This window comes from Arthrobacter sp. Y3224198, assembly GCF_059090025.1.
The window spans coordinates 39,715-54,957 of the sequence record NZ_JBNHFG010000008.1 but is presented as its reverse complement, the minus strand read 5'-3'; the positions used below and the strand labels follow the sequence as shown (position 1 = coordinate 54,957).

General features: G+C 67.0%; 12 protein-coding genes. 5 read left to right on the top strand and 7 right to left on the bottom strand.

Annotation, left to right across the window (positions count from 1 at the left end; genetic code table 11):
• Positions 1–67: 67 nt before the first annotated feature.
• The gene (locus AC5RUF_RS06495; RefSeq protein ID WP_493996611.1) at positions 68–667 is read left to right on the top strand and encodes an Rv3235 family protein; all 600 of its coding nucleotides are present in this window, start codon (positions 68–70) and stop codon (positions 665–667) included.
• A 21-nt stretch (positions 668–688) separates the two neighbouring features.
• On the opposite strand, the gene secA is transcribed toward AC5RUF_RS06495, so the two are convergent.
• From secA to mtrA, 7 genes are all read right to left on the bottom strand, one after another.
• On the bottom strand, positions 689–3,466 hold the full coding sequence (gene secA / locus AC5RUF_RS06490; protein WP_493996610.1) for a preprotein translocase subunit SecA: 2,778 nt from the start codon (positions 3,464–3,466) through the stop codon (positions 689–691).
• A 91-nt stretch (positions 3,467–3,557) separates the two neighbouring features.
• Complete coding sequence (locus AC5RUF_RS06485; RefSeq protein WP_494130045.1) at positions 3,558–4,772, bottom strand: winged helix-turn-helix domain-containing protein; 1,215 nt, start codon at positions 4,770–4,772, stop codon at positions 3,558–3,560.
• Between the two features lie 29 nt (positions 4,773–4,801).
• On the bottom strand, positions 4,802–5,533 hold the full coding sequence (gene hpf / locus AC5RUF_RS06480) for a ribosome hibernation-promoting factor, HPF/YfiA family (protein ID WP_494130044.1): 732 nt from the start codon (positions 5,531–5,533) through the stop codon (positions 4,802–4,804).
• A gap of 124 nt (positions 5,534–5,657) precedes the next feature.
• Positions 5,658–6,563, bottom strand: a complete 906-nt coding sequence (locus tag AC5RUF_RS06475; RefSeq protein WP_494130043.1) for a ComF family protein — start codon at positions 6,561–6,563, stop codon at positions 5,658–5,660.
• 108 nt (positions 6,564–6,671) lie between these two features.
• On the bottom strand, positions 6,672–8,420 hold the full coding sequence (locus AC5RUF_RS06470; RefSeq protein ID WP_494130042.1) for an LpqB family beta-propeller domain-containing protein: 1,749 nt from the start codon (positions 8,418–8,420) through the stop codon (positions 6,672–6,674).
• Positions 8,410–10,128: an MtrAB system histidine kinase MtrB gene (mtrB, locus tag AC5RUF_RS06465; protein WP_494130041.1), complete on the bottom strand. Its 1,719-nt coding sequence runs from the start codon at positions 10,126–10,128 to the stop codon at positions 8,410–8,412. Before mtrB ends, AC5RUF_RS06470 begins: the two co-directional genes overlap by 11 nt.
• Position 10,129: 1 nt before the next feature.
• Complete coding sequence (mtrA, locus tag AC5RUF_RS06460) at positions 10,130–10,807, bottom strand: MtrAB system response regulator MtrA (RefSeq protein ID WP_493997149.1); 678 nt, start codon at positions 10,805–10,807, stop codon at positions 10,130–10,132.
• Between the two features lie 222 nt (positions 10,808–11,029).
• Here mtrA and AC5RUF_RS06455 point away from each other — a divergent pair, with 222 nt between their 5' ends.
• From AC5RUF_RS06455 to AC5RUF_RS06440, 4 genes are all read left to right on the top strand, one after another.
• A complete protein-coding gene (locus AC5RUF_RS06455) occupies positions 11,030–12,316 on the top strand; it encodes a DUF7847 domain-containing protein (protein ID WP_494130040.1) in 1,287 nt (428 codons plus the stop codon).
• A gap of 68 nt (positions 12,317–12,384) precedes the next feature.
• Entirely contained in the window at positions 12,385–13,020 is a 636-nt protein-coding gene (locus tag AC5RUF_RS06450; RefSeq protein WP_494130039.1) for a DUF4129 domain-containing protein, read from the top strand.
• Positions 13,017–14,201 (top strand): DUF4350 domain-containing protein, encoded by a 1,185-nt coding sequence (locus AC5RUF_RS06445; protein WP_494130038.1) that lies wholly within the window; start codon positions 13,017–13,019, stop codon positions 14,199–14,201. The genes AC5RUF_RS06450 and AC5RUF_RS06445 overlap by 4 nt, the downstream gene beginning before the upstream one ends.
• Positions 14,198–15,235 carry an AAA family ATPase gene (locus AC5RUF_RS06440; protein WP_493998062.1) on the top strand — a complete coding sequence of 346 codons (1,038 nt, stop codon included), beginning with the start codon at positions 14,198–14,200 and terminating at the stop codon, positions 15,233–15,235. The genes AC5RUF_RS06445 and AC5RUF_RS06440 overlap by 4 nt, the downstream gene beginning before the upstream one ends.
• The last annotated feature ends 8 nt before the right edge of the window (positions 15,236–15,243 follow it).

Sequence of the window (15,243 nt, the reverse complement as noted above, 5' to 3'; positions counted from 1 at the left end):
CCGCTCCAGCTGCCCAACGCCATCCGGCACACATTGGTCTTCCCCCTCCCCCGCAAAGGACCAAACCATGACCAGCGTGATTTATCTCCCCGCCCCCGGAGCGCCAGTCGGACCGCTGCTGACGGATCCCGCTGAGGACGGCGACACACCGATAGCCGTCTACCGGGCGCCGCTGCAGGTTCCGGCCCCGGTACCGGCGTCCCCGCGGGAATCCGCCGCGCCGGCATCAGCGGCCGCACCGCCCCCGGAGGGATCCGGGACGGGAGCTGTCCCTGCCCCCAACTGGAGTTCCGACCCCGCCGACGATGCCCGGGTCAAGGCAATCTGCCAGTCCGTTGCCCTGGCCGCGCTGGAGGTGCTTGGCGGGGTCCGCCCGCTCCAGCAGATGTCCCGCTGGCTGGATCCGGAGAACTATGAGCGGATGCAGCTGCGGACCAACCTGGTGCGCGGGCTGCGGCAAAACCCCGAAAGCCGCTTGCGGACGGCGCCGGATCCGCAGCGGCTGCACCGCGGGGTCCGCATCCGGACCTGCCGCATCTGCCCCGTTGCCGAGGGAATCTACGAGGCTGCGGTGGTGGCGTTGGAGAACGACAGAGCCCGCGCCGTCGCGCTGAGGGTTCAGCTGCGGCGCGGGCTCTGGAAAGTCACCGCGTTGGAGATCGGCTAGGGACCGCTCAGGCCCCGGCGCTTACTTGCGGCGCTTGTTGCCCTTCCTGGCTCCGGACTTGCTGCCCGGCTGGGCCGCCTTGCGTGCTGCCGGAGCAGACTGCTTGGCACCGGCACCGTCGCGTGCCGTGGTCCGTTCCACCCTGGTCTCCACGCCGCCCTGTGAGTTGGGAGCGGTGAACTGCAGGCTGGCGGGCTGCTGCGGGGCATCCAGTCCCGCCGCCTTGATCACCGGGGAGCCGACGACGCCGCGGGCGTCCTTGACGCCGGAGAGCGGCCCCGATGCAGGTGTGGACGGTTCGCTGACCTGCACGTCGGCGTTGAACAGGTAGCCGATGCTTTCCTCGCGGATGGCTTCCATCATGGTCTGGAACATCACGAAGCCCTCGCGCTGGTATTCCACCAGCGGGTCGCGCTGGGCCATGGCGCGCAAGCCGATACCTTCCTTGAGGTAGTCCATCTCATAAAGGTGTTCCTGCCACTTGCGGCCGATCACCGACAGCACCACCCGGCGCTCCAGCTCACGCATGGTCGCCGATCCCAGGGCTTCCTCGCGGGCCTGGTAGGCCAGCTTTGCGTCCGAGAGGATCTCGTTGTGGAGGAACTCGCGGGTGATCCGGGACTTCCCGCCCGCCTCGTCCACCACTTCATCGATGGTCAGGCCAACGGGGTAAAGCGTCTTGAGGTTGGTCCACAGCTGCTCGAGGTCCCAGTCATCGCCGTGGCCCTCGGCCGTGGCTTCGTTGACCACGGCGGTGACGACATCCTCCAGGAAGAAGCCGATCTTTTCCTGCAGGTCGCCGCCTTCAAGAATCCGGCGGCGGTCGCCGTAAATGGCCTCGCGCTGGCGGTTCAGGACGTCATCGTACTTGAGGACGTTCTTGCGCTGTTCGGCGTTGCGCCCTTCAACCTGCCCCTGTGCGTTCTGGATGGCCTTGGAGACCAGCTTCGACTCCAGTGCGACGTCGTCCGGCATGGAAGAGCTGTTCATGATCCGCTCAGCGGCACCGGAGTTGAACAGGCGCATCAGATCATCGGTCAGCGACAGATAGAAGCGTGATTCGCCCGGGTCGCCCTGGCGGCCGGAGCGGCCGCGCAGCTGGTTGTCGATGCGGCGGGATTCGTGGCGCTCGGTGCCCAGGACGTACAGGCCACCCAGTTCAACCACTTCCTGCTGCTCCGCAGCCACCGCGTGCCGGGCCTTCTCCAAGGCGTCGGGCCACGCCGCTTCGTAGTCCTCGGGGTTTTCGTTCGGGTCCAGGCCACGGCGTTCCAGCTCGGCAATCGCGTTGAACTCGGCATTGCCGCCCAGCATGATGTCAGTACCGCGGCCGGCCATGTTGGTAGCCACGGTGACGGCACCCTTGCGGCCTGCCTGGGCCACGATGGCCGCTTCACGCGCGTGGTTCTTGGCGTTGAGGACCTCGTGCCGGATTCCTGCCTTGGCCAGCTGCTTGGACAGGTATTCGCTCTTTTCGACGCTGGTGGTGCCCACCAGGACCGGCTGTCCGGAAGCGTGCCGCTCGGCGATGTCCTTGACGACGGCGTCGAACTTCGCCACTTCGTTCTTGTAGATCAGGTCCGGCTGGTCGATGCGGGCCATCGGCTTGTTGGTGGGGATGGGCACCACGCCGAGCTTGTACGTGCTCATGAACTCGGCTGCCTCGGTCTCGGCGGTGCCCGTCATGCCCGCGAGCTTCTCGTAAAGGCGGAAGTAGTTCTGCAGTGTCACCGTGGCGAGAGTCTGGTTCTCGGCCTTGATGGTCACGCCTTCCTTGGCCTCGATGGCCTGGTGCATGCCCTCGTTGTAGCGGCGGCCGGCCAGGATGCGGCCGGTGTGCTCATCAACGATCATGACCTCGCCGTTGAGGACCACGTAGTCCTTGTCCCGCTTGAACAGTTCCTTGGCCTTGATGGCGTTGTTCAGGAACCCGATCAGCGGCGTATTGGCCGCTTCGTAGAGGTTCGAAATGCCGAGGTAGTCCTCTACCTTTTCAATGCCCGGTTCCAGGATGCCGACCGTGCGCTTCTTCTCGTCGACCTCATAGTCGGTATCCAGCGTCAGCCGCTGCACCACCTTGGAGAACTCGGTGTACCAGCGGTTCACGTCCCCGCTGGCCGCACCGGAAATAATCAGCGGCGTGCGGGCCTCGTCGATGAGGATGGAGTCCACTTCGTCAACGATGGCGAAGTGGTGGCCGCGCTGGACCAGTTCCGACGCGCTCCACGCCATGTTGTCACGCAGGTAGTCAAACCCGAACTCGTTGTTGGTGCCGTAGGTGATGTCGGCAGCGTACTGCTCGCGCCGGGTCGCGGGGTCCTGGTTGGACAGGATGCAGCCGCTGGTCATACCCAGGAAGCGGAAAACACGCCCCATCAGGTCCGACTGGTACTCGGCCAGGTAGTCGTTGACCGTCACGATGTGCACGCCGCGCCCGGTAAGTGCGTTCAGGTAGGCCGGGGCGGTGGCCACGAGGGTCTTGCCTTCACCTGTCTTCATTTCGGCAATATTGCCCAGGTGCAGCGCGGCACCACCCATAAGCTGGACGTCGAAGTGCCGCATGCCGAGGGTGCGGCCGGCGGCCTCACGCACTGCGGCGAAGGCCTCGGGCAGCAGGTCGTCGAGGGACTCGCCGTTGTTGTAGCGCTCCTTCAGACGGTCGGTTTCACCCCTGAGTTCGGCATCGCTCATGCCCTTGAACTCGTCCTCGAGCACGTTGATCGCGTCGGCGTAGTTACGCAGGGTCTTCAGCGTCTTCTTGTCGCCGGTACGAAGAACTCGTTCGAGTAGTGATGCCACTGATTTGCTCCCAATCTAGTGTTGCCGAAATCTGGCGTCCCCAGTCTACGTGAGAGACGTATGGTGCGGGCCCGTGGTTCCCCAATGACCGTTATTCCCTGCATACTGCCAGCTTCAGGGCCGGTGCCAGGTCCCCCACGGGACGCACCGAAATCTCCTCCAGCCCCAGCCACTGTGCCATGAGCGTCAGCTCGGCAGCCAGTTGACGCGCCGTGTGCGGCGGCGCCCCGGGTTCTGCGTAGGCGCCCTGGACAAGCAGCCTGCCGCCGGTGCGGTCCGCCTTGAGGTCCACCCGGGCCACCAGGTCCTCCCCCAAAAGGAACGGCAGTACGTAATATCCGAACCGGCGTGCGTGCGCCGGGGTGTAAATCTCGATCCGGTAGTGGAAACCGAACAGCTCCTCCAGGCGGCGGCGCTCGAAGACCAGCGAATCGAACGGACTGAGCAGCGCCTGTCCGGATGCCTTCCGGGGAATCGACGCTTCGGTGTGCAGGTAGGCCGGCTGTTTCCATCCGGCGACTTCAACCTGCTCCAGGACTCCCTTGGCTGCCAGTACGGACGCGGCCTCGGCGGTTTCCCGCTGCGGAAGCCTGAAATAGTCGGCGAGGCCGCGGACCGTGGCGATGCCGTGTGCCCTTCCCGCAGTCTCGGTGAGACGCAGCACTGCCTGTTCGGGATCCGCCGGCTCCAGGGCTGCGGCACCGGCCGGGTGAACCTTGGCTGTGGGTGCGTACAGGCGTTCAAACTGTGGTGTCCGGCCGGCCGAGGTGATCAGCCCGGCGGCGAACAGGTCTTCCAGCACCCGTTTGACGGCATTCCAGTTCCAGCCCCAGTTAGCGGTGTCCCGTACCGTGCTGTGGCCCAGCAGCTCCGCCGTCCGGCGTGAGGTCAGCGGCCGCGGCGTGGAATCCAGCAGCTCGAGGATGCGGCCGCGGAGGTCCTCGGCAAGGGCCGGCGACAGTGAATGTGCCGTCATCCAGGTCCGGCGCTGGACGGCGCGGAGGTCCGGGAAAAGGTCGGGCCGGACGTAGCTGGCCTCATGCGCCCAGTACTCGACCATCCGGCGCGGACGGCGGACGGCCAGCCGGTCCAGCACTGCCGGATCATACGGTCCGAGCCGGGAGAAGAGCGGAAGGTAGTGGCTGCGGGCCAGGACATTGACCGAATCGATCTGCAGCAGCGCCAACCGGTCAAAGGTACGGCCCACCTGCCTTGTGCCAACAAGGCCGGCGGGCCGTACCCGGGCCAGACCCTGCGCCGACAGCGCCGCGCGGCGGGCCTGTCGGAGCGAGAGCGTGGTTGTCATCCCCTCATCCTAGGGGAACCTGCGAACGGTCAGGCGGTGGCCCGCTCGTCGACGTCGGTTTCGGTGACCCGGTATCCCCTGGTCTCTTCGCGGGGGTCCTCGGTGCCATCTGCGCACTTGGAATCGAGGGTGATCACGCCGTAGGTCCAGCCCCGGCGGCGGTAGACCACCGAGGGGGCTCCGGTGGCGGAATCCACGAACAGGTAGAAGTCGTGACCGACCAGCTCCATATTGTCCACGGCGTCGTCAAGGCTCATGGGGGCACCCGGGAAAACCTTGCGCCGGATCAGTACGGGGCATTCGCCGTTAGCTTCTTCCGCCGCGGCGTCATCGCCGGCCGGCTCTTCGGTGTCGTCCCCCGTTGCCCCGCCCATCTGGGTGTAAAGGGGTTCGGAGGTGCTTACCGGACCAAGATCAGCGGTCGCGACCCGGACGGGCACCGGGGCGTGGCGCCCGTGGTGCACCTTGCGCCGGTCGCTTGCCCGGCGGAGGCGTTCCAGGAGCTTTCCGTAGGCAAGGTCGAAGGCCGCGAACTTGTCTCCCGAGGTCGCTTCGGCGCGGACCACCGGGCCGCGTCCGGTCACGGTGATTTCCACGGTCAGGGCGCTGTCTGCGTCCCGGACGTTTCCCTGCTTGGTGACTCTGGCCTCTACCCGCTGGACTTTGTCCCCCAGCGCTTCCACTTTGCCGATCTTTTCTTCGGCGTATTCGCGGAACCGGTCAGATACTGCAACGTTGCGTCCGCTGATCATGAATTCCATGGTGCCCTCCAATAGATTCGGTGACACAACAACGGCCGCTGCCAGTTTCCTTCGCGGCCGTTGCCGCAGGATAACTCCGCTTCTTGAAGCTATCCATACCAACACGTTAGAACACTGCCGACCTTTATTCACGTCCCCTTATTCCGTTTCCGTCCCCTTGCGGAAGCGCCCCCGTCACGACAGCGGATGTGGGGGAAGTGTTACGTGCCGGGGCCGGTGTTGCGGCGATGACCGCTGCGCACCAGACATGTGCACCGGCGGCCCGGAGGGCCCGGACGGTTTCCCCGACAGTGGCCCCGGTGGTCAGCACATCATCCACCACCACGCAGTTGAGGCCTTCGAGTCCGGGGCGCCGGGCGGTCATGGTGTCGCGGACATTGCGCCTCCGGCCGCCGCTGCCAAGCCCTTTCTGCGTCCGGCGCGGTCCCTTGCAACCGCCCCGGAGAGCCGGCAAGGCCGCCCGGTACCGGACCAACGGCAGAACGGAGCATTCCGGCGGCAGCAGACCCTTGCGCTTCACGGCCCGCATCAGCAATGCCAGGGGCAGGTAGCCCCGCCGGCGCCGGGAATGCGCCGACCCCGGCACCGGAACCAGAACAAGCCGTTCGGAGCCGGAGGCCAGGGACGCCTGTGCGGCGGCCGCGCGCAGCACGCCGGCCAGGACCGGTACCAGAAAACCGGTGAGGTCGGTATGTCCCCGGTTCTTGAAGGCAAGCAGAATCCGGGCAAGGCCGCCGCCGTAGGCACCTGCCGCCAGGACCGGCAGCGGGTCGTCATGCTCTGCCCGCGGCAGCCCCGGTGGCTGCTCCGCGGCAGGCAGCGCGGCGGCGCCGTCCTGCGCCTGGAAGGGGTGCAAGGTCCGCCGGCGTACCCCCGCGGCACATGCCGGGCACAGCGAACGGTCAACAGATCCGCAGACAACGCACGCCACCGGCGCTGCCACGGCGGCCAGGTCCCACAGCGCGGCAGCTGCTGCCTGCCCGGCCGGCGAGAAAAGCAGCCGGTCGAGCCATTCGGGAGGGATGAACATGGTGCCATGCTCGCCCCTCCCCGACCCTGCCGCCGCGCCAGGCCGGCGGAGCCGGACGGTGCCGGACAGTTCATGACCTGTGGAGGCGCGGTGACCGCGCAACGCTCATCAGCCCGGGAAGGCGGGGTCCCGCACCCCTTCGGTCCTCAGCGGCCAGCTGCTGCCTACCCTGTTGAAGATGCCGGCCTCGGTTTGGATAAAGACATCCTCGACGCCGTTGCCGGCGCTGAGTCCCAGAATCCCTTCCTCGGGAGCGAGACGTTCCGCGGCCCGTCCCAGGCGCAGGATCACGGGCGTGGCCTCCTCTGCCCCCGCATGGACGGCCACCACCGTGTCTTCGGATGCCCACTTCACGCGGTTGACGGCGCCTGCTTCCTCGGGAACCCCGAGGGTGGCCGGTGCGGTCAGCGTGACGGGAACGCCTTCGGGTGAACGTACGATTCCGGCGATCAGGATGATGCTCCGGCCGGCTTGGCTGGCGGCAACCAGGACCCGGGTTCCGTCACGGGAAACCCTCAGTTCCGTGACGGTCAGGCCTTCCAGCCAGGCTGCGGCAGGCACTGCCGCGGTTTCCCGGGTTCCGCCCGGGGGTATGGCCAGCACCTGGGAGCCGGCACCCGACGGCTGAGCGGTCCAGATCCACTGTTTCCGGTCAATGCTGGGGGCAGTAAACCTGCCGCCTTCCGCCACAACACGGACGTCCTGCCCCGCTCCGGTGGCCAGCAGGGTGTCTTCCTGGCTGTCGAGGAACGCAATGGTGGCGCCGCCCACGGACATGGCCGGGTTCCTCGGACCGTACTCGGCGACCGCGGGCACGCCCTCAATCGCCTTGGGACCGTCGTCGTAATACGCCAGCTCACCTTGATAGACCACAATCTGGGTCGGACCGGCGGACGGGTCCGCCGTTGCGTTTTTGACGTCTCCGGTGCCCTTGCCCAGGTCAACGGGACGCTGGCCTTCAGTCATGGCGACCGAGGTGATGTTGTTGAGGCTGCGCAGGTTCTGTTCAAGCTGTTTGAGCATTTGCTGCCGGTTAAGGTCCGGGGAGTCACGCAGCGAATCGGCGGCGAAATCAACCGTCGCCTCGCCGGAGGCCACTGGCACGGCGTCGCGGGCCATGACCGTACCCGCGGGGAAAGCGCTCACGACGGCGCCGCGAAGGTAGGGTGCCGGGCCCACGAGCATGGCGTTGACGATATTGGCTGCGATTCCAGCCCGCTGGATGAACCAACGGGTGTCCGGCACCCAGAACTCGTAGTCGCTCGAGTAGAAGTAGAGGTTGTGCGCCGTAAACACGGCCGGGAAGCTGGCCAGGGTCAGCATGATGCCGTCGGGAACGTCACTGATCCGCCACTCGCCCTGCACTTTTTCCATCCGTACCGGGATGGTCTCGGTGCTGCCCGGCGGAACCTCGTTGCGGATACCCTGTCCGTCCACCTTGCTCTGGATCTCCAACTGGATCTGGAAGAGGTTCGGATCCGCGGTGGCCACCACCCGCGACGAGCTGTAGACGATGGCCTGCTCTGCCGGCGACCAGGTGTCCACCATCAGCGGGGAGAGGAACTGGCGGGCGACGTTGTAGTCGTCCGCAGCTCCCGTTCCTGCGTCCATGAAGCCGCGGATGATCTCCTGGGCGGTGGAACCTGCCGTAGGCGCTTCCGGTGAGAACACGGCCTCTTCACGCTGCTCGCCACCCTGTTTGGCGGATGCGGTCCCGACGGGACCGACGGTGGGAATGGAAGAACACCCGGCCAGGACCAGGACGGCGCCAAGCCACAGCGCCAGGAGGCGGACAGCCTTCCCGCTGCGGGGCGCGCGGGCCGCGGCCGGGGCCTTCCGAGTCGAATCAGAAAACATCGGGCTCCTCCTGCGCAACGGTTCCCGCGGCACTCAGCGCACGTGGAGCAACGACGGCGTCCCGCGGGGAAAGCGGTACGGGTGAGGCCTCGAAACTTTCGCCGTGGCGTCGGGGAAGTGTGAGGCGGAAACAGGATCCGTTGCCGGGCTCTCCCCAGGCTTCCAGCCAGCCGCCGTGCAGCCGGGTGTCTTCGGCTGCGATGGACAGGCCCAGGCCGCTGCCGCCGGTGGTGCGGGCACGGGCGGGATCTGCCCGCCAGAAACGGTCGAAAACGTGTCCGGCGTCTTCTTCAGTCATGCCGATGCCGTGGTCGCGCACGGCAATGCCCACGGCATCGGCGTTCGCGGCGACCGCGATCTCGATCGGTTCTCCCTCGCCGTGCTCCAGGGCATTCACCAGGAGATTGCGCAGGATGCGTTCCAGCCGGCGTGGATCGGCGTCAACAACGCAACTGGACTCCTTGGACACCACCACCACTTCCGAACCGGAGTTGTTGGCCAGGGGTTCGGTGGCATCCATGACATCACGCACGATGTGGAAGACGTCGGTCGGTTCAAGGTCGGGCGCTGCGGCACCGGCGTCGAACCGGGAGATCTCCAGCAGGTCGGCGAGGAGCGCCTGGAAACGTTCCACCTGGTGGTACAGCAGTTCCGTGGAACGCCGGTACATCGGGTCGAAGCTCTCGCGGGCCTCGTAGAGCACTTCCGCCGCCATCCGCACCGTGGTCAGGGGCGTGCGCAGTTCGTGGGACACATCCGAGACGAACACCTGCTGCATGCGGGAGAGGGTGGCAAGCTGGGTGATCTGGTCCTGGAGGGTTCCGGCCATGTGGTTGAAGGAAGCGGCCAGCCGCGCCACTTCATCCTCGCCCTTGACCTCCATGCGTTCCTGCAGCTCGCCTGCCGCCAGCTTTTCGGACACGGCCGCGGCGTCGCTGACAGCACCCAGCCCGGCCTTGGCAACGATCCAGGCAATGGTGCCGCTGATGCCAAGCAGCAGGAACCCCGCGATCCAGAGGATCCGGTGGATATCGTCGAGGGTCTCCTGCATGGAGGACAGGTCGTAAATCAGGTACAGCGCATACTCGGCGTTGTCCGGCGGCAGGGCCACCTTGGTTCCGAAAGCGATCCCCGGCTCACCGTGGGACAGCTCCAAGGGCGACCAGTAGACGTAATCGGCCTCCGCGTCCCCGCCAGTGCTGCCGGCAACCGCCTCGCTCAGGGCCACCGGAATGCCGCCGGCAGTAATGTTGCCGCTGTTGATCGATGTGGTGACGTAGAGCGGGTCCGTGGTGGGCAGCGGCGTCAGCAGATAGGTGCGCTTCGCGTCGGCACCCTCGCCCACCAGTACCGGAAGGGTGTCCATGACCAGCCGTTCGGTACTCTCCCGGTCATTGGCCGTGGTGTCCCGGAAGTTGTCCTTCACGCTGGAAAGTCCCTTGACCGCTTCGGTCCGGAACTGCGTCAGCCGCTCCTCGTACAGCGATCCGGCAATCTGGTGCGAAAGGAAGGCGCCGATTCCCGCGCCCGCCAGCGCCACCAGCAGCAGCGTGGAGACAATCGTCTTGAATTGCAGCGAGCGGCGCCACTGGCGGGCAACGCGGTGGAAGGTGGCCCGGCGCACGGACTCGCGGACGTGCCGCAAGACCGGAAGCACCTTGGCGAGGATCCGGGAGTTCCCGGCCGGGCCGGCCAGGAACTCCGGCAACTTAACTCTGGCCTGCTTTGTATCCGACACCACGCACCGTCAAGACAATCTCGGGTGCTTCGGGGTCGCGTTCGATCTTCGAGCGGAGCCTCTGCACATGCACATTCACCAGCCGCGTATCGGCGGCGTGGCGGTATCCCCAGACCTGTTCCAGCAGCATCTCCCGGGTGAACACCTGCCAGGGCTTCCGGGCCAGTGCAACGAGCAGGTCGAACTCGAGCGGGGTCAGCGAAACCGTGTCGCCGCCGCGGGTCACCGCGTGCCCTGCCACGTCAATGGAGACTTCGCCGATGCGCAGCGTTTCCGGGGATTTCTGATCACCGGGACGCAGCCGCGCCCGGACCCGGGCCACGAGTTCGGCGGGCTTGAACGGCTTGGGCACGTAGTCATCGGCGCCGGATTCGAGCCCGCGCACGACGTCGGCCGTGTCGGATTTGGCGGTGAGCATCACGATGGGCGTGTCGGCTTCGCTGCGGATCTGCCGGCAGACTTCGATTCCGTCGATGCCGGGCAGCATGAGGTCCAGCAGCACGAGGTCGGGCTTGCTGTTACGGAAGATTTCCAGGGCGGAGGAGCCGTCTGCACAGAACACCGGTTCGAACCCGTCGTTGCGCAGGACGATGCCGATCATTTCGGCCAGTGCTTCGTCGTCGTCTACGACCAGTATTCGTGACTTCATAGCTCCCTGTTTCACTGCTTGCGTCCGTATGCGCGCAGTTGCGCGCCGGAGCCAGCAGTCCTGGCGGCCTGCCGCTCCCCCGAGGCGTGCGTTGCCGCCCAAGTTAATCCCTATCATCCTAGAGGACACAAATCCGGCCACGGCTCGCGTCCCGTGCCGATTCGGTGCCGGATAACTATAGTCGAGGTAATTATCACGATTTTCTCCGGGGGAACGAGTCATATGAGCGAGCAGGAACACAATCGGCCGGGCACTCCGGGGCCACCTTCCCCCGCCCCGTACCCGCCCGACGCCACCGCCTACGGTCAGGGTCCTGCGCAGGGCAACCAGTGGGCACAACAGCAGGGCAACCCCAACCCCTACGGGCAGGGTCCCGCACAGGGCAACCAGTGGGGACAGCAGCAGGGCAACCCCTGGGCCCAGCAGAATCCCTGGGCCCAGCCGAACCCGTGGGGCGGGGCTTATCCGTCTCCCGGTTCCGTGCCCCAGCCCCCTGCCGGTTACCTGCCTCCGCCCAAGCCCGGAATCGTCCCCCTGCGTCCGCTCGGTCTTGGCGAGATCCTGGACGGCGCCTTCCGTGCCTGCCGGCGCAGTGCGGGTGCGACATTCGGCAGCGCCCTGCTGATCCAGGCTGTCATCACGGTGGTGGGGATTGTCCTTGGTTTCATTTTCTCCGACTCCTTCATCGAACCCACGCCTTACATGTCCGATGCCGAGGCACTGCGCTCTGCCTTGGGAATTTTTTCCCTCTTCGGCTGGCTGACGTTGGGAACGATGGCCGGGAGCCTTCTGATCCAGGGCGTCATGGTGGTCGCCACGGCACGCGCCGTGCTCAACCTCAAAACCGGATTCGGCCAGGTGTGGCGCATCCTGCGCCCGAGGCTGCTGCCCCTGGCCGGGCTTGTACTGCTGATGATTGCCGCACCCGCGGTCGCCTTCACCGTGCTGGTTTTCCTCTTCGCCGCGATGGTCAGCCTGCTGGACACGGCCGGCATCGTGATTACCGTCATCGGCTCCCTGGCTGCGGTGGCAGCCAGCGTGTGGGTTTCGGTGAAGGTGGCCCTCGCTCCGGCTGTCATTGTCCTGGAGGGAACCGGAGTGTTCCGCTCCCTGGCGCGTGCCTGGCAGGTGACCCGGACGAATTGGTGGCGGGTTTTCGGAATCCTGCTGCTGACCGGGCTGATTGTCTCGGTGTTGCTGCAGGTGCTGAGTGTTCCCCTGACCCTTGTCTCCGGTTTGGCGTTCGGCGCCTCAGGAGACCCTGCCCTGGCTGTCGTCGGCGTAGTGGCGGCATCGGCCGGATCGCTGCTGATTGCCGGCCTTGCCTACGCTTTCCAATCGGCCGTAACCTCCCTCGTCTATGTGGACCTGCGGATGAGGCGTGAAGGTTTCGATGTGGCGCTCATGAGGGAACAGGAGAATCCCAGCATCAAGGACCCGGATTTCCTGCCCGGCAGGACCGCTCCGGTGCCGCCGGGGGGCTCCTACCCCGGTTCCGGGGCCGTGTAGCCATGGAGGGTGCACACCGGTTCTTCCCGCCCGGGAGACCCGCAGCCTCACTTCCCGGGGAGGTCCCGGTGGATCCCGATGCGGACCAGGCAAGGGAATGGCTGACCAGCGAGTTGTCCGGGAACGTCTACGCCGAGGCCCGCCCGGGGCTGCTCGAGCGGATCTGGAAGGCCGTCACCGAGTGGCTGGAGGAGTTGTCCGACGGTTTCCAGGGCCTGGACGCCGGACCCGGAACGCTGGTGCTGGGGCTGGCCGCCGCAGCGGTTGTCGCGGTCCTTGTCCTGGTGGTGCGACCGCGGTTCAACCGGGCGGCCAAACAAAACGCTGACGTCTTCGTGAACGACGTGGTCGAAGCGGCACAGGACCACCGCGACCGCGCTGCACATGCCGCTGCGGCGCAACGCTGGGACGAGGCCTTGGCGGAACACTTCCGTGCCATGGTCCGTTCCGCGGAGGAACGGGTGATCTGCGAAGCCCGCCCGGCGCGCACGGCGGCGGAAGCCGGAACGGCCCTCGCTGCGGCCTTCCCCGGATCCCACAGCGAGATCATGTGGCTGGGCCGCCGCTTCGACGAGGTCCGGTACGGCACGCTGCATGCTTCCGCCGAGGACTGCCGGCGCGCCGCCGCCCTGGACGCGGCTTTGGAAGATGCCCGCCCGGTTCCGCAGGGCTCCGCAGAGCCAGTAATGGCGGCTCCGCAGTGAGCGCCGCTGCCCCCGCGAAACCCCTTCCCGCCGGCCAGCGGGTCCGTGCCGGGTTCCGCCGTTCGCGCGTTTTGCTCGCAGTTCTCCTGGTGCTGGTCACCGTGGCAGTATTCTCGGTGCTCGCCCGGCCCCGGCAGGACAACGAGCCCCTGTCTCCAACGAACCCCGCCCCCGAGGGGGCCATGGCCGTGGCCGAGGTGTTGGCGGACCGGGGCGTGGATATCGTGCGCCCGCCTGACCTTGCCGGGGCGCAGTCCTCACTGGCGGAGCATCCGGGTGCCACCCTGCTGTTCCTGGACCCGCAGGAGTTCCTCAACAGCGACCAGCGCCAGGCCCTTTCGGACGACGCCGGGCGGGTTGTCCTGGTGGCACCCTCCTTCGGACAGCTGGCCGACTTTGCCTCCGACATCCATCCCGCGGGCATTGTGCCCGACGCCGGCGGGCGGCAGGCCGTCGAAGCCCGCTGTTCCAACGACGATGCGCGTGCCGCCGGCACCATCCGGGCCGGGGGCCAGAGCTACCGCGGCCCGGTGACCTGCTTCCCTTCGGAAGGCGCGGGAGCAGGAGACGCCGCCGGCTCCTACGCGGCCACCCGGGACGGAAACACCGTGGTGCTGGGCAGCCCCGAGCTGGTTGCCAACGCCACCGTCACGGATGAGGGCAATGCCGCCCTGGCGCTGCGCACCCTGGGACAGGACGACACGCTGGTGTGGTACGAGGCCGGGCCGCAGGATATCGCCGCCTCCGACGAGCCCGCGGACCCGCTGGCCTATCTGCCCCCGTGGGTGTACCCGCTGGGAGCCTGGCTCGTGCTGGTTGCCGGGCTGGCTGCCTTCTGGCGGGGCCGCAGGCTGGGCCCGCTCGCCGCGGAACCGATGCCCGTAGTGGTTCCCGCCGCCGAGACGGTCGAGGGCAGGGCCCGCCTCTACCGGGACGGCAACGCCGTGGCCCACGCGGCGGAAAACCTTCGTGCCGCGGCCATGACCCGTATGGCTGCATACCTGCGGCTGGGCCCGGGAGCCGGCGCCGACGCCGTAACGCACGCCGTCGCCTCCGCCACCGGCCGCAGTTACTCCGAGATCAATAACCTGCTTAACCTTTCCACGCCCCGGACCAGCGCCGAACTGGTGCGCTGGGCCTGGGACCTGCAAGACCTAGAGGAAGAGGCCACTTCACCATGAGCCAGCAGTACGAGCCCTACCCGGCGGCCCCCGCACCAACCGGTGCGGCCAACACCGTTACCGCCCCTCCCCTGCCGCCGGCACACGACCCGGTCCGCGCTGCGCTTGCCCAGGTACGGCGGGAAGTGGCCAAGGCCGTGGTGGGACAGGATGCCGCCGTGACCGGACTGATCATCGCCCTCCTGGCACGGGGACACGTCCTGCTCGAAGGCGTGCCCGGGGTGGCGAAAACGCTGCTGGTCCGCGCCCTGTCCGAGGCCCTGAGCCTGGATACCAAGCGGGTGCAGTTCACCCCGGACCTGATGCCCGGCGACGTCACCGGTTCGCTGATCTATGACAGCCGTTCCTCTGAGTTCTCCTTCAGGGAAGGTCCTGTTTTTACCAACATCCTGCTCGCCGACGAGATCAACCGCACCCCGCCCAAGACGCAGGCCTCCCTGTTGGAAGCCATGGAGGAACGCCAGGTGACAGTGGACGGCACCACCCGTGCCCTGCCCGAACCGTTCATTGTGGCCGCCACCCAGAATCCCGTCGAGTATGAGGGGACCTACCCGCTTCCCGAAGCCCAGCTGGACAGGTTCCTGCTGAAAATGACGCTGGACCTGCCCGGCCGGGAGGATGAGATTGAAGTGATCCGCCGGCACAGCGGCGGCTTTGATCCCCGCAACCTGTCCGCTGCCGGTGTCCGGCCCGTAGCCTCGGCGAGGGACCTGGAACTGGCCCGCGAAGCGGTGGCCAGGGTCGCCATCGCTCCGGAAGTCCTGGCCTACATTGTGGACGTGGTGCGCGCAACGCGTGTGGCGCCGTCGTTCCAGCTGGGCGTTTCACCGCGCGGGGCAACCGCCCTGCTCAACACCGCCCGGGCATGGGCCTGGCTCTCGGAGCGGACGTTTGTCACGCCGGACGATGTGAAGGCCCTGACCCTTCCCGCCCTGCGGCACCGGGTGGCGCTGCGCCCCGAGGCGCAGATGGACGGCGTCAGCGTGGACCAGGTGCTGGGCAGCATCCTCGCCACCGTTCCGGTACCGCGGTAACCGGGAAC